Source organism: Fibrobacter succinogenes (assembly GCF_902779965.1).
Taxonomy (GTDB): Bacteria; Fibrobacterota; Fibrobacteria; order Fibrobacterales; family Fibrobacteraceae; genus Fibrobacter; species Fibrobacter succinogenes_F.
The window spans coordinates 10808-29920 of sequence record NZ_CACZDK010000006.1; the positions used below are offsets into that span (position 1 = coordinate 10808).

At 49.5% G+C, this 19113-nt stretch carries 13 protein-coding genes; all 13 read left to right on the forward strand.

From position 1 onward, the window contains the following. Positions 1 to 2: 2 nt before the first annotated feature. The 13 genes from HUF13_RS04230 (at position 3) to HUF13_RS04290 (ending at position 18894) form a co-directional block, all read left to right on the forward strand. A complete protein-coding gene (locus HUF13_RS04230) occupies positions 3 to 1592 on the forward strand; it encodes a 2Fe-2S iron-sulfur cluster-binding protein (RefSeq protein WP_173473961.1) in 1590 nt (529 codons plus the stop codon). Then, positions 1592 to 2947 carry a complex I subunit 1 family protein gene (locus HUF13_RS04235; protein ID WP_173473962.1) on the forward strand — a complete coding sequence of 452 codons (1356 nt, stop codon included), beginning with the start codon at positions 1592 to 1594 and terminating at the stop codon, positions 2945 to 2947. Before HUF13_RS04230 ends, HUF13_RS04235 begins: the two co-directional genes overlap by 1 nt. Then, positions 2947 to 3513 (forward strand): NADH-quinone oxidoreductase subunit I, encoded by a 567-nt coding sequence (locus HUF13_RS04240; RefSeq protein ID WP_173473963.1) that lies wholly within the window; start codon positions 2947 to 2949, stop codon positions 3511 to 3513. The genes HUF13_RS04235 and HUF13_RS04240 overlap by 1 nt, the downstream gene beginning before the upstream one ends. Continuing rightward, positions 3513 to 4055 (forward strand): NADH-quinone oxidoreductase subunit J, encoded by a 543-nt coding sequence (locus HUF13_RS04245; protein WP_173473964.1) that lies wholly within the window; start codon positions 3513 to 3515, stop codon positions 4053 to 4055. The genes HUF13_RS04240 and HUF13_RS04245 overlap by 1 nt, the downstream gene beginning before the upstream one ends. Next, positions 4055 to 4369, forward strand: coding sequence for an NADH-quinone oxidoreductase subunit NuoK (gene nuoK / locus HUF13_RS04250; RefSeq protein ID WP_173473965.1), 315 nt, complete (start codon positions 4055 to 4057; stop codon positions 4367 to 4369). Before HUF13_RS04245 ends, nuoK begins: the two co-directional genes overlap by 1 nt. A gap of 6 nt (positions 4370 to 4375) precedes the next feature. After that, complete coding sequence (gene nuoL / locus HUF13_RS04255; protein WP_173473966.1) at positions 4376 to 6319, forward strand: NADH-quinone oxidoreductase subunit L; 1944 nt, start codon at positions 4376 to 4378, stop codon at positions 6317 to 6319. Further along, on the forward strand, positions 6319 to 7965 hold the full coding sequence (locus HUF13_RS04260) for a NuoM family protein (RefSeq protein WP_173473967.1): 1647 nt from the start codon (positions 6319 to 6321) through the stop codon (positions 7963 to 7965). The genes nuoL and HUF13_RS04260 overlap by 1 nt, the downstream gene beginning before the upstream one ends. Further along, complete coding sequence (locus HUF13_RS04265) at positions 7955 to 9451, forward strand: NADH-quinone oxidoreductase subunit N (RefSeq protein ID WP_173473968.1); 1497 nt, start codon at positions 7955 to 7957, stop codon at positions 9449 to 9451. The genes HUF13_RS04260 and HUF13_RS04265 overlap by 11 nt, the downstream gene beginning before the upstream one ends. 247 nt (positions 9452 to 9698) lie before the next feature. Further along, complete coding sequence (locus tag HUF13_RS04270) at positions 9699 to 10157, forward strand: hypothetical protein (protein ID WP_173473969.1); 459 nt, start codon at positions 9699 to 9701, stop codon at positions 10155 to 10157. Between the two features lie 46 nt (positions 10158 to 10203). Next, positions 10204 to 12300, forward strand: a complete 2097-nt coding sequence (locus HUF13_RS04275) for an FISUMP domain-containing protein (protein WP_173473970.1) — start codon at positions 10204 to 10206, stop codon at positions 12298 to 12300. Between the two features lie 89 nt (positions 12301 to 12389). After that, positions 12390 to 12875 (forward strand): 2-C-methyl-D-erythritol 2,4-cyclodiphosphate synthase, encoded by a 486-nt coding sequence (gene ispF, locus HUF13_RS04280; RefSeq protein ID WP_304038802.1) that lies wholly within the window; start codon positions 12390 to 12392, stop codon positions 12873 to 12875. Positions 12876 to 13097: 222 nt separating this feature from the next. Next, complete coding sequence (locus tag HUF13_RS04285) at positions 13098 to 16808, forward strand: peptidase A26 (RefSeq protein ID WP_173473971.1); 3711 nt, start codon at positions 13098 to 13100, stop codon at positions 16806 to 16808. 379 nt (positions 16809 to 17187) lie between these two features. Next, positions 17188 to 18894 carry a Na/Pi cotransporter family protein gene (locus HUF13_RS04290; RefSeq protein ID WP_073423376.1) on the forward strand — a complete coding sequence of 569 codons (1707 nt, stop codon included), beginning with the start codon at positions 17188 to 17190 and terminating at the stop codon, positions 18892 to 18894. Positions 18895 to 19113 lie beyond the last annotated feature (219 nt).

Consider the following 19113-nt stretch of genomic DNA (forward strand, 5'->3'; position numbering starts at 1 on the left):
ATATGAGTAACTACTACAATATGCCGAAACTCCCGACCGAAGCAAGCCCGAAGGTGGAAATCTTCGTGGATGACAAGGCCGTGATGGTTCCTGGCGATACCAACCTCCTCGAAGCTTTGAAGGCTGTCGGGATTGAAACTCCTCACGTATGTTATCATCCGTATTTGCCGGTGTCGGGTAACTGCCGTCAGTGCCTGGTAGAGCAGGAAGGCCCGCGCGGTCGCATGCTCGTGATTTCGTGCTATACTCCTGTGACTCCGGGTATGAAGATTTATACTCCGGCATCAAGCGCCCGCGTGAAGAACGCCCGCAAGGCCACACAGGAATTCATGCTGGTGAACCACCCGCTCGATTGCCCGATTTGCGACAAAGCTGGTGAATGCACCTTGCAGGAAAACTACATGGAAGCAGGCCAGAACGAAGGCCGCCTCCGTCCGGAATACGGCAAGAACTACCACGGCAATCCGGAACATCAGTTCATTGATGCGAAGGGCCAGCTCCGTGGCGGTAAGCATGTGGACATCGGTCCGCGCATTTTGCTCGACGAAGAACGTTGCGTGCAGTGCGACCGTTGCGTACGCTTTATGCGTAGCATCGCCAAAGACGAACAGCTCCAGCTTGCTGGCCGTGCCGACCATACTTACATTACTACCTTCCCGGGCGAAAAGCTCGACCACGAATACGACCTCTGCGTTACGGACGTATGCCCGACGGGCGCCATGACGGCAAAGTACTTCCGCTTCCAGAAGCGCGTTTGGCTCCTTGCCCATACGCCGACGATTTCGATGGACGACTCCCTCGGTGCAAACATTTGGCTTGATCATGCCGATGGCCGCATCTACCGCGTGATGCCGCGTTGCAACCCGGAAGTGAACCGCAGCTGGCTCTCCAACACGAGCCGTCTCGCTTTCCAGCAGTTCGACAAGAACCGCTTGCCATCAATCGACGCTTCCGCTCTCCAGATTAGCGGAGGCAAGGTTGCCTTGGTGGCTGGTGGCTCCTGCACGAACGAAGACCTCGCTGCTCTCAAGATGCTCAAGGAAGCTCTCGGTGACCGCGCTGAACTCTTCGGTGGTTCCCTCCTCAAGGTGGGCGCTCCGGACGGTATCGCTAAGAGCGGTGACCCGGTGGCAAACCGCGCAGGCATGCAGCTCATGGGCTTTGCAGACGTTGCGGAACTCCTCAAACGCGCAGGCGAATTCAGCAACCTCATCACGGTGAACGCTGACCTCTACGGTGAAGACGCTGCTGCAGCCAAGGCTCTCGACAAGATTTCGAACCGCATTGCTCTTTCTGCTTTCGATGACGCTACCGCCAAGAAGGCCAAGATTGCTTTCGGTATCCGCCACTGGAGCGAAGTCCAGGGTACGATGGTCAACAGCCTCAACATCTTGCAGAAGCTCTCTGCGGCTCCGACTTGCCCGGACGAAACGCTTGCCCCGGCTTACGAAGTGATTTCTGCACTCGCCGGAAACAAGTTCAATTCGGCTTGCGAAGCTTTCAAGAAGGCTCGTGAATACGTGCCGGCTTTCGCCGACATTACCTATGATGCCATCAAGAGCACAGGAAAGCTCCTGGGAGGTAACGCATAATGGATATTATTGAATCCAAAACCTGGATTGAATGGGTCATCACGATTGCAAAATTCGGTTTCTGCTTCGTGCCGGTCCTTTACATCCTTCTTTTAATCCCGATGGAACGTCGTGGCGCTGGCTTTATGCAAGACCGTCAGGGCCCGAACCGCTCCTACATCAAGATCCCGTACTTTGGAAAGATCCGCTTGCTCGGTTACGTGCAGAACATGTGCGACGGTACGAAGCTCTTCTTCAAGGAAATGTTTGCGCCCGCTGGTGTGAACAAGCTCTTGTACTACGTGGCGCCTGCAATTCCGTTTGCCATCGTGTTCCTTTCCCCGTGCGTGATTCCTTGGTTCGGACCGATGATTTTCGATTGGGGTGGCGAAACGGTTAGCATTGCAGGTTCCATCATCGATTCCGATGTGGGCGTGCTCTTGCTGTTCGGCTTCTCCTCCATCTCGGCTTACGGTGCCATGCTCGCTGGTTGGGCTTCCAAGTCTAAGTACAGCTTCCTTGGCGCTCTCCGTACGAGTTCCATGACCATCAGCTACGAAGTCTGCCTCGGACTTTCGCTCATGGGCATTTTGCTCCTCGCCGGTTCCTTCAACCTCACGGACATTGTGCAGTGGCAGGAAAATCACGTGTGGGGTATCGTTGCTCAGCCGGTGGCTTTCTTCTGCTTCCTCATTGCAAGCATTGCTGAAACGGGCCGTGCTCCGTTCGACGTTGCCGAAGGTGAACCTGAACTCGTCGCCGGTTACCACACCGAATATGGCGCTATGCAGTTCGGTCTCTTCTACATGGGCGAATACTCGCACATCTGCATCAACAGCTTCCTCATTGCCACGCTGTTCCTTGGCGGTTATGCCGTTCCGTTCGTGACGACCGAAACATTGCAGGAACACATGGGCGGTTCTCTTGCTGTTCTCTGTGGCGTGCTCGCTTTCATCGCGCTTGCATTCCTCCACATGATTTACCGCTATTCCCGCAAGCTCAAGGCTACAAACCTTACGCATCGCTTCGAAGTCCTCAAGGAATACAAGCTCTACAAGATTGTAGCTTGGGTTGCAACTCTCGTATTTATTGCTCTCGGTGTTGCCGCTTGGTTGTTCTACAATCCTGAAAACTTCGTGGTCGATGGCATGGCTGTCGGTGGCCTTGCAACGGCTGTCGGTACGGCACTCATCCACTTGCTCGTCCTTGTGGCAAAGAGCCTCATCTTCTGCTGGGTCTGGATTTGGGTCCGCTGGACGCTCCCGCGCTTCCGCTATGACCACGTGATGCACCTCGGCTGGAAGATTATCTTGAATATCGCCCTCATCAACCTCGTGGTGACTGCGGTCATTGCAAAACTTTTAGGGGGTAACTAATGCGCGTTATTAAGCAAAAACCGATGACCGTCATCGAACGCCTTTACATTTTCGAGGCGATTCGCGGTCTGTGGACTACTCTTAAGCATGCGGCTCGCGGCTTGTTCCGTTACGAAACGCTTCCGACGATTTCTTACCCGGAAGGTCAGCCGGAAGTCCGCAATACCTACCGCGCCAAGCACCGCTTGATGCTTCGCCCGGATGGTACGCCTCGCTGCGTTGCCTGCGGCATGTGCGCTGCGGCTTGCCCTGCCCACTGCATTTTCATCGAAGCAACGCAGAGCGATGACCCGCGTATCGAAAAGCGTGTGATGCGTTTCGATATCGACCATTTGACTTGCGTGTTCTGCGGTCTTTGCGCAGAAGCTTGCCCGGTCGATGCTCTTCGCATGGATACAAAGCAAATCATTTTCGAACACCGTTCCCGCGAAGATTTCGTGGCACACCTTTACGATCTCACCAACTGGGATCCGAAGGATTACCCGAATGACGAACAGAGCCAGATGGCTCCGGGCGGTACAAAGAATGCCGAGGCCCGCAAGGTCTGGGGCATGGAGGTCAAATAATGCTTGCATTGATTTATTTCATTGTCCTCGCAGTAATCGCAGTCGGCAGTGCCGTATGCGTGCTCCTCTCTAGGCACCCGCTTTATGGCGCCCTCTCGTTGGTCGTCTCGATGGTGTCTCTTGCCGGTATCTACGGCCTTCTCGGAAGCCCGTTCCTCGGCGTGGTCCAGATCATGGTCTATGCCGGTGCCATCATGATGCTTCTTACGTTCGTGATTATGGTGCTGAACGGTGCTCGCGATTCCCACACGCCGATGTTTGACAAGGTTTCGCTCTTTGTGATTCCTGCTGTCATCGTGCTTGCTGGTCTCGTGGGCTTTGCCCTTGTCCGCTCTCCGATTGCATTCGATGCAGCGACGATCCGCGGTTCTGTGGCAATCACTTCTAAGACTCTTTTTGATGTAGCTCAGACGGGCCCGGGTTACTTCGTGTTGTTCGAAGTTCTCGGAGTTCTTCTGCTTTCTGCCATGGGTGCCGCAGTGCTTCTCGCTAAGAAGCGCCTTGGTTCCGTGGATTCCGAAAAAACGGAGGGTAAACACTAATGGAACTCCAAGCTATGTACGTACAGATTTTGGCCCTGGTTATTTTTGCCATCGGCCTTATCGTCGCGGTTTCCCGCCGCAATGTGTTCTTTGTGCTGATGGGCGTTGAACTTGCCCTGAATGCCGTGAACCTCTCGTTCGTGGGTTTTGCAAAGACTTTGCCTAACGATTTGAGCATTGTGGGCCAGGTTGTTCCGCTGTTCTCCATTGCAGTCGCCGCTGCCGAAGCTTGCGTCGGCCTTGCTATGGTCATCCTCATTTTCCGCAACCGTGAAAGCGTTGACGCCGACACGTATTCTAACATGAAGGGGTAATAAGCAATGATTTCTCTTGGTTTGATACCTCTCTTCCCGCTGTTGGGATGCATTATTCTCGGTGCTATTGCCGTTATTTCTTCGGGTAGCAAGAAGGGCCCTGCAGAAGGTTTCGTTGGAACGCTCGCCGTGCTCTTCCCGGCACTCTCCTTTGGTGGTGTTGCCTTGCTCGCGCTCAACATGCCCGAAGGTGGCGTTCGTGAAACGCTCTGCAACTGGATTGACATCCCGATGTTCCGCGTGGATATCGGATTCCTTTACGATGGTCTTTCCCGCATCATGCTTCTGTTTGTGACGGGCATCGGCTCTCTCATTGCTCTCTACTCGATCGGTTACATGCATGGCGACCGCGGCTTTGCCCGTTACTTCGCCTACATCAACCTCTTCTTGTTCAGCATGATCGTGCTCGTGCTCTCGGACAACTTGCTCCTCACATTCCTCGGTTGGGAAGGTGTCGGCCTCTGCTCTTACCTCCTCATCGGTTTCTGGAACAAGGACATTAAGAACTGCAAGGCTGCAAACAAGGCTTTCATCGTGAACCGCGTGGGCGATATCGGCTTCTTGCTCGGTATGCTCTGCCTCGTGACGATTGGCGGCTCTGCCATCCTCAATTACGATGTGCTTTCGAACTTCATCAGCATGGTTATTAGTGGAAACCACGTTGAATTGGTCATTCCGGTTCTTTCTATCGCTGGCATCCTGTTCTTCATCGGTTGTACGGGTAAGTCCGCTCAGATTCCGCTTCTGACTTGGCTCCCGGATGCTATGGCGGGTCCGACTCCGGTTTCTGCCTTGATCCATGCTGCAACGATGGTGACCTCTGGCGTTTATTTGCTTGCCCGTCTCGGCAGCATGTTCGCCCTCCTCCCGGTGGTGCTCGACATTATCGTGATTGTCGGTATGCTTACGGCTTTCTGGGCTGCTGTTGCAGGTCTTTTCCAGAACGACATCAAGAAGGTTCTCGCTTACTCTACCATTAGCCAGCTTGGTTACATGTTCATGGCTTCTGGTGTTTGCGCCTTTGACGCTTCTATCTTCCACGTGTTTACCCATGCCTTCTTCAAGGCGGCTCTCTTCCTCGGTGCTGGTGCCGTAATCCACGCTCTCGCCGGTGAACAGGATATGCGTAAGATGGGTGGCCTCCTCAGAAAGACTCCGGTGACCGCCTGCGTGATGATTTTCGCATTCCTCGCGATTGTCGGTTTCCCGGGCTTCTCTGGTTTCTGGTCCAAGGACTTGATTCTCGAAAAGATTTTCATGAGCAGCACGATGGGTCAGGCTGTTTACGTCGTTGGCCTTATTACCGCTGTTATTACCGCTGTTTACATGGGTCGTCTCATTATCCTTACGTTCTTCGGTAGCTACCGCGGTTCCAAGGAAAGTGAAGAACACATCCACGAAGCTCCGGCTGTCATGCTCATCCCGATGGTGATTCTTGCTTTCGGTGCCGTGTTTGCCGGTTACCTCTGGGCCGATTCTATTGGCATCAAGTTCTTTGCCGAATCGCTCGCTCCGGTTGTGGGCGCCGCTCAGGCATACAACACTCCGGCTGTGACCGCACACTTGAACCCGGCTGTCTTTGCCGCTCTCGGTACGGTTGCCGCTTTGCTCGGTATGTTTATTGCTTACAAGATCTACGCTAACGCTCGTATCCCGGCTGCCAAGGGCTCTTCTGCTCCGGAAGGTGGCAAGGCTACATGGACGTTCCTGTTCGATTCCATCCACAAGTACATCGGTATCATTCCGGTCAACGTGCTTGCATGGATTTGCGATGTGGTCGTGGATAAGATTCTTGCAGCGACCCAGTGGACGATTGGTGCTATCGCTACGATTCTCGGTGACGGTGCCGCGACCTTCCAGGTGCGCAAGGTGCGTCTCCAAATTGCCCTTAGCATTCTTGGCTTAGTCGCTCTTGTGGCTATTGTTCTTTTGACTGGAGGTTCTTTCTAATGCTATTACATCTCCTTGTCCTCGCTCCGTTCGTTGCTGCCATCCTCATGGTGATGACCTCCAAGGATGACTCCAAGTCTTCTTCACGTCTTGCTATTTTGATGGGTATTGGCTTTACGGCTATGTCTGTCGCTCTCATTGCTCAAGGTAGCGTCTCGACGGAAGAAATCGAATGGTTCCGTATCCCTGGATGCAAGGGACCTGTTTACTACTACTTGACGAGTCACGGACTTGCCTCTTGGATGGTTCTCCTTTCTTGCGGGCTTTCTCTCGTGGCTTTGATTTCTGCTCGTGACATTACTTGCAGAAGCTATCGCAACTTCGCCATTGGCATCTTCTCGTTGATGGGCGCCATGAACGGCACCTTCCTCGCTGCTGATGCGGTTCTCTTCTTCTTCTTCTTCGAAGCCATGGTGATTCCGGCTGCAATTCTGATTGCCGGTTTCGGTGGCAAGGACAGAATGAAGGCGGCGATGACGTTTGCGATTTACACGTTGGTGGGTTCTGCTCCGATGATGGTTGCTCTCTGGTATCTCTTGACGGTTGCTGATAACTCGACGCTTATCTCTCTTGCCGTTGCAGTCCAGAGCCTCCCGGAAGCTACGCAGAATGTGCTTCTCGTTTGCTTCCTTTTGGCATTCCTCGTGAAGACCCCGATTTTCCCGTTCCACGGCTGGCAGGCGATTACTTACGCCGAAGCTCCGGCTCCGCTTTCTGCAATCCTCACGGGTGCAATGAGTAAGGCTGGCGTGTTTGGCTTTATCGTCTGGATCCTCCCGATTTTCCCGCTTTCGATGAATGCTGTTTCGGGCTTGATGTGGCTTGGCCTCTTCACGGCGGTCTATGGCGCGCTCATGGCTCTCCGCGCAACGGATGGCAAAAAGCTCCTCGCTTTCAGCTCCATGGGTCACCTTGGCCTTGCTGTGGCTGGCGTGTTTAGCCTCTCCGAAGCAATGCTCCCGGCAGTGTTGGTGTTGCTTGTGGCTCACGGTATTTCTGCTGGCGCTCAGTTCTTCCTCATGGGAATTGCAGAACGCATGGCCGGTACGCGTGAACTCGAAAAGCTCGGTGGTCTTTCTTCTACGAATCCGGTGTTCGGTACGCTGTTTGGATTTGCTGGCGTCATGGCTCTCGCTGTTCCTGGAACGGCTGGCTTTGTCGGTGAATTCTCCGTGCTCCTCACTTTGTGGGACATGGGCCCGCTCCCGGCACTCGTGGCAGGTTTCACCTTGATTCTTTCTGCCGCTTACATGCTGCGCTTTATCCAGAAGGTCATCTTCGGTAAGCCTTCTCGCATATACAATGATGGCCGTCGCACGACGCTTCTCGAAGGAACTTCGGTTGGCATCATGCTTTTGCTCCTCCTCGTGTTCGGTTTCCATCCGGCATTTGTGACGGATTCTCTTGTGGAAGCTGAATCGAAGGAAGACCCGGCTGCCGCTCAGGTGCTTAACGATGCCGCTCTCAACAATGGCGAAGCTCCGATGACTGCCGAAGAAATCCATCAGCTGGATTCGACTCTTGCAGCCGCCGGCTTCAAGGACGATGAACGCGCTTCCATCATCGCCCAGATGAAGGGTGAAAATGGCTCCGAAGCTGCTGCAAAATCTGAAAATTCTGTAAAGGAGGCTTCCGATGCTAAGTAATCTTGTTTATCTCTTGCCGGTTATTTTTGTGGTTTTGGGCGGCATGGTGGCTCTCGCTGCCGAACCGTTCTTCGATGACGAAAACAAGCACAAGGTGCTTCCGTGGGTTTCTGCGTTCTTTATCGTTTTGGGCGTTGTCGCTTTGTACTACGCCAAGACCGAAACACTCTTGAACCTCTACGCAATGGATCCGATCCGCCGCGTGCTTTGCATGGCCATTCTCCTCTGCGCTTTCCTCGGCATTTCCGGTCTCCAGTGGACACTTGGCCGTGAAAAGTTCAAGGGTGGTGAAGCTTATGGCTTAATGCTCCTTGCTACAAGCGGTGCGTTGCTCATGACGCAGGCCATTGACTTTGTTGCTCTCTTCATTGCCATGGAACTCACGAGCTTCCCGATTTACGCTCTCGTGGGCATCCGCCGCAAGGACGTCAATGCGAACGAAGGTGTGTTCAAGTACTTTGTCTCGGGTGCTGTTTTCAGTGCAATTTTCCTCTACGGTGTTTCGCTGATTTACGGTGCAACGGGCTCTACGCATTTCTGCGGTCACGTGCTTAACGGTCGTGAAGCTATCTATGGCGTGGGCATGCTCTTTGTGATTGCGGGCCTCCTCTTCAAGGCTGGCGCTGCTCCGCTCCACTTCTGGGTGGCTGACGTCTATACGGGCGCTTCTGTTGCCGTGACGGGCTTTATGGCTGCTGTCGTGAAGGTCGGTGCTCTTGCCGCTCTCGGTACAGTTTGGATCAGCGTTCTCGTGACGCGCTCCGGTGCCGAAGCTGTTTGGAACCTCGCTGAAAAGGTGACGATTGCAAATCCGTCCAAGCCGCTCTTCTACGTGGTCTTGATTGTGGCGCTCCTTTCCATGGTGATTGGCGCCTTTAGCGGCCTTGCTCAGAAGTCTGTGCGTCGCATCTTGGCTTTCTCCGCCGTGATGAACGCTGGCTTTATTGTGATCGGCCTCTTGCTCCCGAATTACCTCGGCAAAGGTGAAATCCAGATGGGCCCGATGTTCTACTTCCTCATCACGTACGCGATTGCATCTGCAGGTGCCTTGACGGGTATCGCTTACATGTCCGGCAGGGAAGATCACAAGGAAAATCTCGATGAACTCCAGGGCGCTGGTCGCCGCCGTCCGTTCGTGGCGCTTGGCGTTGCCGTGTGCCTAGCTTCTCTCGCAGGCCTTCCGCCAGTTGCAGGTTTCCTTGCCAAGTTCACGTTGTTCACCGAAGCCTTCAATGCTGATCTCGGCTGGCTTGCCGCTGTTGGCTTTGGCCTTTCTTTGGTGGCTGCGGTTTACTACCTCCGCATTGCCTACGTGCTCTTTGCCCCGAAAAAGGACGAAGGTGCAACTCATTGCTGCTGTGGTGAAGGTAAGTGCTGTGGCCAGTTCGAAGCAACCTATGTTTATCTGCTCCGCTTTGCTGTGGCTGTAGCCGCAATCTCGCTCCTCGTGATTAGCGTGCGCCCGGCATTGGCTTTGATTGGATAATCATACGTGTCATCCTGAGTGGAGGGCGAAGCCCGAAATCGAAGGATCTCAAAACATTTAAAAACGTCCCGGATGAAAAAGCCGGGATGTTTTTTTTGTATTTTATCCGCAAGAATAGGATTCATTAAAAATGTTTTGTCCGAAGTGCGGTGAAAATTACAATGAAAAGGAACCTCGTTGCCCTTGGTGCTATGCGGACAATCCGAATTTTGCGGACTCGAAGTCGCTTGAGCCGGATGAGGTTGCTTTGCCGGAACCTGAAATTAAGGCTGCCGAAGAAAAGGCAGAATGCCTCACGTACAAGCCTAAGTCCTGGAAACAAAATGCTTTTACAGCTTATTTTTTTGCGTGTTATTTTGTCGCGTTTTTTTTGGGATTTTTCGGCATTCTAATTCTTTTGTCTTTTGAAAAAGAATTTATTGTTGTAGGATTATTGATTCTGTCGATTCCTGCTACAATATTTTTTGAGCTTTACGATTCAAAAAATTGGGTAAATGAAATAAAGTTTTTTAAAGATCGGTTTGTTCTATGCACACGCTATGGTGAAATAATTTTTCCAATTGATAGTACGGAACCTTATAAAATTGAAAACGATGTCTTTGGGCGCAAAATATTTGTTTTTTGCCAAAATGGGCAATATTACCATGTAGGCGAACGTGATTTCCCTGAAGTTGCAGAAGCTATGAAGAGGCTGTATTGCCCGTAATTCAAGTTAGATTATCTATATTTTGGTTGTTGAAAGGAATATTTGTATGAACTTGATTAAAAAGATTGTGATGGTGGCAACTTGCATGATTGTGTCAGCCACTTTCGTTGCTTGCGATGATAGTTCTTCGGTGTCGGTTGACATCGACGAAAGTGCGAGTGAATCGTCTTCGAGTGAAAAAAAGGAGCAGTCGTCCTCTAGCGAAGAAAAGGATGAAGTCAGACAGTCCTCTTCTAGCAGTGTCCTTGCTAGTTCCAGTGGTGCTGAAAAAAAAACGTCTTCGTCAAGTAATGAGATTGGATCTTCTAGTAGCGTAGTTCAAAAACATAACAGTTCGTCTAGTGTTTTGTTTAGCGCTGTTCCGATCAAGGACAAATCCCTTAGCTGTGTTGCGCAAAAAGGACCATTTGCAATCGGTTCAACGATAACTATTTACGAACTAGATGGTAATTACGCTCTGACTCATAATAGCATAATTGATTCCATAGAAAACATAGACTGGTATACTGCATCTGGGACGTTCAAAGTTCCGAATGTGACGTTGGCTACTCAGTATGCGTTTTTTGAAGTGAATGGTTATTTCTATAATGAATTCGATGGTAAGAGATCAAATAAAACCATTTCATTGAATGGACTTTCGGATCTTTCCAATCGTAATAAGGTGAATATAAATGTACTTACGCATTTGGAATATAAGCGAGTTCTTTATTTGGTGAAATCGGGAATCAATTTTTCGGATGCGAAGAAACAGGCTGAATCAGAAGTTCTTGAAGCGTTTGGTATTAAGGAAAAATTTGCAAGTTCTGAAGATTTGAATATTTTTGGTAGGGACAATGAAAATGCAGCACTGCTGGCGATGAGTGCACTTATGCTTTGCCAAGGAGAAGATAGTCTTAGTGGAAATTTGACCAATATTGTTGATGATTTTGAGGCAGATGGTAGTTGGGATGATAAAACCTCTAAGGCGAAGATTGCTGATTGCGCACGAGAAAAAGATCTTATGGGCGGACTTGAGGCGATTCGTAGCAATGTTGAAAAGTGGAATGTTGGGCTTGTGCCAAAATTTGAACACATTGTACGAGACTTTTGGTATGCGAATTATGGATTGGGTGAATGTAATTCAAATAACAACGGCAAAATGCTTGAGGTAAAAAATGAGCATAGCGCTTTGTTTGGGTCGAATGTTCGCTTAATATGCAAGGATAGTGCATGGGTTGAGGCTTCGGAGTTTGAAAAGGCTTATGGGTTTAATAAAAAAGGTGCTGATGGTGATTTTTTGATTGTGACTGAAAGCGGAAATAAATACAAGTATGATGAAAATTTGAATGAATGGAAATTTGCGAGTGCTTTGGATGTGGCTTTGGATAATGCATGTACAAACAAGCGTATTGGTTTAACGGTTAAAAATGAGAATGAAAAGCTGTATTACTGTTCTGCAAATGGTTGGTTTAGTCCAGCGGATGGCTGGAATTGGGAAGTCCCTCCTAAATATCGTTTTAATCCGGCAATATCCTATGGTGAAATGACTGATACTCGCGACGGAAAAAAGTATAGTATTGTGGAAATCGGCGAAGGTGAAAAGAAACAGATCTGGATGGCCGAAAACTTGAATTACTATAAAGCAAGTGATTCAACACTTAATGGACATAGCTGGTGCTTCGGTACAAAAGAAAGTGATCAAACGGCTGTTTGTGATGTGGCCGGCCGCCTTTACAGTTGGTCTGCTGCTGTGGCTAAAGAGTACGAAAAATGTGGCCAGGGACGAGCATATTGCGATATTGGGGACGAAATTGTGCAGGGGGCTTGCCCATCAGGATGGCATTTGCCCAAGTACGAAGAGTGGGAACTACTGTTTGAGAATGTGGGTGGGAAAAAAACTGCTGCCAAGTATCTCAAATCGCAGACGGGCTGGGCTAATTGCGATGCTTGCCTTGATGCCGTTGGCTTTTCGGCATTGCCTGTTGGTTATAAAATATACGAAAGCTGGTTTAATTATGCTGGAGGAAGTGCGGTGTTTTGGAGTTCTACATCGCCTGATGCTATCTATGCGTATCTAGTCCATCTAGGCGATATGTGGGATAGTGCTGATTTTTGGACTACAAAAAAAGACGGTGGTGTTTCTGTTCGTTGTGTTAAAGATTAATGGGTTATTGCAATTGTTTAAAAACGTCCTGGCTAAATTGCCGGGATGTTTTTTCTACTTTTCCGAGCGTAGATAAAAAAGGATTTATTATGGACAAAATTTATCGTTCTGGTATTGGTTTTGACGTTCACAAGCTGGTGGAAGGCCGCAAGTGCATTATCGGTGGCGTGGACATCCCGTACGAAAAGGGCCTTCTCGGTCATAGCGATGCAGACGTTTTGCTGCATGCGATTAGCGATGCTCTGCTCGGGGCTGCTGGCCTCGGCGACATCGGCACGTACTTCCCGGATACGGACCCGGCATTCAAGGGCGCCGATAGCTTGGAACTCTTGCGCAAAGTTGGCGAAGAAGTCAAGAAGGCTGGCTACGAAATCATCAACATCGATAGCATTGTGATGTGCGAACGCCCGAAGGTGAACCCGCACAAGGAGCAAATGAAGACGAATATCGCCCGCGTGCTCAGCCTCGATGTAAAGCAGATTGGCATTAAGGGCACGACAACCGAGAAACTCGGCTTTACGGGCCGTGGTGAGGGAATCGCAAGCCAGGCTATTGCGATGGTGCGCAGCGTTTAGTAGAATGCTATACCGCCGTCCGTGCACAGCGAGACATCCTTGCGAGGCGAGTGTTGCAGCCGTCATCCTCCTTCGTTGACGATTCCTAACCGCTATTTATTGATATTGTCCCAGCTCGACTGGGGCTTTTTTTGTCGGTCGAATAAAAAACTGCTCCGAATGGCTATTTTGTCTGAAGCGTATTTTGTATATTGTATTCAAAATGCTTTGGAAGGAGTTTGTATGTCCCGAAATATTTATTCGGCCGTAGCTTTTATGGTGGCCGCTTTGGCTCAAGTTTCAATGGCGGCGTGGGGTGGCTCTGCTGCAATCCCGAAGGTTGTCAAAGATGGTGAATCGAATTATTACGAGATTACATCTCCTGAAGAATTGATTGGCTTTTTGGATTCCGTGCTGGTCAATAAAGGCGGTGACGAATCTCTCAAGGCTTACTTGAAAAATGACATCGTATTCGGTGCAGATACCTCTAAGGTTTGCGAAAAAAGATGGTATCGCAATGAGAATCAGTCGTTGTTTACGGGAGATTTTGATGGTCGTGGCCATTCCATTTACGGTTTGAACGCTGAAAATAGTTTGTTCAAGACTATTGGCATCAGTGCAGGCTCTGTCCATGATGTTAGTGTGGTTCATGGCTTGTTTGGTAGCGATTCTGTTTACCGATCTGCGCCAATTGTAGATGAATTGATTGGTAAAATATGGAATGTGAATGTTGTTGCCACAGATGTCCGTGCTGCTTTTGATGCTGGTGGCATTGCTGCTTTTGTAAACGCTTCTAATACACCGTTTATCATTAATAGCAATGTTGTTGGCGGTTCAGTTGGTGGCAGCAATTACATTGGTGGTATTGCAGGGAATTCTCTTGGACAGATTTTGGGTTGTTCGAATTCTGCACGGGTCTATTATTCCAAGAATCCTATAAAAGAAAATTCGGTACAAGGGGATGCTTTATATTCCTCGGTTTATATCGGTGGTATTGTTGGTTATTCTGATGTGAGAACGGGAATTGCTATAGGAAATTGCATAAATCGCGGAACCATCGAAATAGAATCTCCGTTCCGTTTGACTTATGTCGGCGGTATCGCGGGAATTGTTTATGGAAATATCCAGAATCTTCAGAACTACGGCAATGTAACATCGAAGGTTGATTTTTCATTGGAGCAGGCGACTTCGGATTGGGTGGCTTATTCTTCTGTGGGTGGCATCGTCGGTATCCATAGCTTGCCTAGCAGATTATCGGGTGATAATCGAGATTTCTTGAACGAAGGTGATATTCTTGCTGTTTTCGATAACAAAATTGAAAATGGTCAGTTCTCGGTCGGCGGCATTGTGGGTAACGCTGACAGGACGACTATTTTAAATGCGCTTAATCGCGGTTCTGTTGTGGCACATGGTTTTGGCAAGTTGACGAAAACTTTTGTGGGTGGCGTTATTGGCCAGGCGCGAATGACTGCATATTCTAGTGGCTTTGATAAGATTAAAAATCGTGGTGGTGTCTATGGTGGGGGAACTTTCCGCACGCATGTCGGTGGCCTTATGGGCTGGATGGAAGGATACGTTGGAAATGAACCGAAGTTCTTACGGTCTTTTAATTACGGAGCTGTGACTGGCGTTGTTGCGGATACGTCAAGTGTGTCCGAAAATTTGAATGTAGGCGGTATCGCAGGTTATAGCAATGTGGTTATTTTCAGTGATGTTTACAACCGTGGTAAACTTTTGGCAAAAGGCAAGCTCAAATATGGCGGAAGCTTTGTGGGCGGTATCGTTGGCTTGAATAGTTACTCGACGTCTTATATTTCTAATGCGTATAGCGCCACTTCGGAACTTGTGGGCGATACCGCGGGTGGCGTGGTCGGTTATTCGCTTGAAACCGCTGTGCCGGTCAATACTTATTTTGACAAGACTCTTGCTGATGTAAAGTCGTATGGCAAAAATTATTTTGAAACGGAAAAAGACCCGGATTGCAAGAAAACAACTGCGGAATTGCAAAGCGATGAAATGCTCGCTATGTTAAACACGAAAAATGGTGAAGTGGCAGACCGCAAATTGTGGGTGCGCCGTGGTGGATACCCAGTTTTGACATTTGATAGTTTATATAAAAATGATTCGATTTTCTTCGATACGCAAAAGTATGCACTCCCGTCTGTTGAAGTCGTGAACGATACGGCGGTTTACACTATAAAGACAGCAAATGAACTTGCAACTTTGTTAGAGATAGGTTCGTCTTTTGGCGACAAAACGTTCAAGGTCAAACTTGCAAACGATATTGTGATGGGCGAAGATTCTACACACCTCTCGATGCGCAAGATGTCTATCGATACGAGCGGTCAATGCATTAACATGAAGTTTGACGGTCAAGGCCATACTGTTTACGGCTTGAACATGACGAGAGCGATGTTCTATTGCGTGGCCGATGGTGCCGTTATTGAAAACATGACGATTGCTAATAGCCGTTTCGCAAATGATTATGGAATGTCTGCGGCGGCAGTTGCCATCAAGAATGGGAGCTGCATTAGAAACGTGACGGTTCGCAATAGCCTTGTGCAAGGTGGTGATGCTGTCGGTGGCATTGTGGCTTACAATGAAGGCTTAAATGATTACGGTGTTTTGCTGAATTCCAAGAATGAGAATACGACAGTCATATCTTCAAATATTGCCGGTGGTATTGCTGGAGATTCCTACGGTGTGCTGCAAAATGTGAGCAATACGGGACGTGTTTACGGGCGCCTTGCAGGGGGCATTGTCGGGTACGCTTATAGGCTTCTTTCTTCTCCGGCGTTGGTGAGCAAGGGGTATAATACGGGCATGGTGATTGCCTCTGGAGAAGGGGCTGTCTCGGGCGGTGGCATTGTCGGCTACGGCCTGAATGCTGGTGTACATGAGATGATAAATACGGGATTGGTCGAAGGTGCTTCTAAATCGGGATCGCTTTCGGTTGGCGGACTTGTTGGAAACATGGATTCTACGAGGGTCGAAAATAGCGGTAACTGGGGACGCGTGCATGCGTTGTCCGGGAAACGTGCCTATGTCGGTGGCTTGATTGGATTTGCAAATGGATATATCGCTTATGCTAAGGATGTTCATGTTGCGGTGACTGGTGTCGCGGAAAACTTTAACTATGGTCCTGTGACTGTTAAGGAATCTGTGAATGAGGCGTATGCCGCAGGGCTTGTCGGTAAGGGCAAGGGGCTTTCATTGGTGAGGGACTATAATAGAGGAACTGTAAAAAATGATGCTCAGAAATCAGTGTCGGCGGGCATTATTGCAATGCTAGATACCTCGACAGTGGGCGATTTGTATAGCTATGAAGATGCTCTGTCCGGGAAAAATGTTGCTAATGTGGTTTATGAAATTCAGGGCGATAATATTGTGGGCGATATTGCTTATGGTTCTAACATGAACTATCCTGCTTATGTGGAAAAGCCGGGTAATGTGACTTTCCAAAACGATAATATGTTGCCGATGAGCTTTGAAAAAATGAAGTATGCATCTATGGTGCAGGCTTTGGACGGCTTTTCGCAAAATTATTGGATGGACAAGGGCTGCTTGCCGGTGCTCAAGCATGATACGACAACAGGCTGCGCAGAATCGTCCATGAAGGATTCGTTTGGGGATTCGGATGAACCGTATGTCGTAGGCTATAAAGAAACGGTCGTGTTTGCGGATTCCTCAAGTTCGGGTGGTGAAGGTGGTACGGTTGCTGTAGAGCCGAACTACGTTTTGAAGCTGTTGCCTTCGATGCGCGTTGCTGTTTCGGATAGGAATATCTCCGTGACGGGGCTTCCTGAAAATCATGCGGTGGCAGTGTTCGATTTGCGCGGTCGCAAGGTCACATCGGCTCGCGTGCTTGGGGCTGAGGTTCGCTTGACTGTTCCGCGTACTGGTCAATACATCGTCCGCAGTGGCTCGCTGTCAAAAATTGTGACTGTAAGGTGAGTTCTAAGTTCCGAGTTGCTAGTTACTGAAGTTGAGTTAAGAGTTCCAAGTTACTAGAAATGTTTATACAGCAATCTCTAGTAACTCCTAACTATTAACTAGCCCGAAGGGCGAAGTAATTACTGTCTACTTCCAACTTCCTACAGTCTACTAACCACTAATCACTAACCACTAACCACAAACTCGTTGTCCCCGGTTCAACACGACCGGGGCTCTCTTGTTTTTTGACCGCGAATTTTACATTGCTTTTTCTATATTTTACATCGTCTTTATATACTTTACATTTGTTTTACAAATAACAATTCACCGCCATGAGTCCGAACTAGCTGAACGGCAGCGACGATGATCCGGTAGTGGCGCAACATAGGAATAAAACTATATGGCCTGGATGGCTCTTAAAATGTTGGGTTGCTTGGCTCTCCTCATGTTCGGCATGAAGTCGATGAGCGAAGCCTTGCAGAAAATGGCTGGTCCGCAGCTGAGACATGTTCTCGGCACGATGACCACGAACCGTTTTACGGGTATGCTCACCGGTATGTTTGTGACTGCCTCTGTGCAGAGTTCGACCGCCACCACGTTGATGACGGTCTCTTTTGTAAATGCGGGGCTTTTAACGCTCATGCAGGCGATTTCGATTATTCTCGGTGCCCACATCGGTACGACCGTGACTGCATGGATCATGAGCCTTGGATTCTCGTTCAACATCGCAAACTTTGTCTACCCGGCGTTTTTCATCGGCATTATCCTTGTGTACATGAACAAGAAACGCGTTGTGGGCGATTTCCTGTTCGGTGTTGGATTCCTCTTTTTGGGCCTTACGACACTTAAGGAAACTGGCTTTGCTGTGGTGCAGGACCCGGCGGCAAGCGCTTCGATCAGTGCTTTCTTTGCCCGCTTTAGCGATCCGAACTTCTTCAATTCGCTGTTCTTCCTTGTGATGGGTACGGTGCTTACGCTTTGCGTGCAGTCTTCCGCTGCTATCATGGCCATTACGATGATTCTTTGCTCAACCGGCGTTTTGCATATTGACCAGGGCATTATGCTTGTGCTTGGCGAAAACATCGGTACGACGATTACGGCAAACATTGTGGCACTCTCGGCCAATACGCAGGCCCGCCGTGCCGCTCTCGCTCACTTCACGATTAACGTTATCGGTGTGATTTGGGTGGTGATTGTGCTCAAGTGGTTCCTCGGCGCCGTTTGCCATGTGGTCGGCTTTGATCTTGGCATCCGTCCGGGCGACGAAGGCTATGCCGCTAACCTCGCGAAGATTTCCGTGGTGCTCGCCACGTTCCACTCCGCATTCAACGTCTCTAACACGTTCCTCCAGATTTGGTTCATCAAGTACATCGAAAAGTTCGTGTGCCGCGTGATCAAGCCGAAGAATTCCGATGAAGAAGAAGACTCCCGCTTGCACTTCATTAGCTCTGGCTTGATGGGTACGCCTGAACTTTCGCTCCTCGAAGCCCGCAAGGAAATCAGCTTGTTTGCCGTGCGTACGCAGAAGATGTTCCACTTTGTGCCGGACCTTTTGGCCATGAAGAACGAGAACGATTTTGTGAAGCTCTTCGCCCGCATCGAAAAGTACGAAGGCATCAGCGACAACATGGAAATCGAAATTGGCGATTACCTGAACAAGGTGGGCGAGGGCCGCTTGAGCCCGGAAAGTAAGACCGCTTTGCAGTGCATGCTTAAGGAAATTTCTGAAATCGAGAGCATGGGCGACGCTTGCTACAACATGGCTCGTGCTATCAATCGCAAGTTCAGGTGCAAGGGCGAATTTACGCAAGACCAGCTCGAACACATCAAGCATTTGATGCAACTCTGCGACAACGCTATGACGCACATGATCGGCGTTTTGAACGATGTCCCGCAAATCGATGTGAACCGCACGCTGAATTTCGAGAACGAAATCAACGATTACCGCAAGCTCCTCAAGGAAAAGAACGTGGCGGATATTGAATCGCAGAAGTACAGCTACCAGATTGGAGTTCATTACATGGATATTGTGAACGACTGCGAAAAGCTGGGCGACTACATTGTGAACGTGGTCGAAGCCCACGCCAACAGAAGACTCTCTGTGTAATTGCGCTAGGTCCTCACCTTCGTGAGGATGACGAAGATGATTATCATGCCGGCCTTAGTGCCGGCTTTTTCGTTGTCATGTCCGGCCTCGACTGGGCGTCTTCCGTTTGTAAAATCTGTGTAAAGTGCAAATAAAACCTTTGCGAAGTCTTTGCTTTTGCCATTGCATTCCTTCGATGGACTTTTTATCTTGATATTTGCTAAAATCGTATATTTTAGG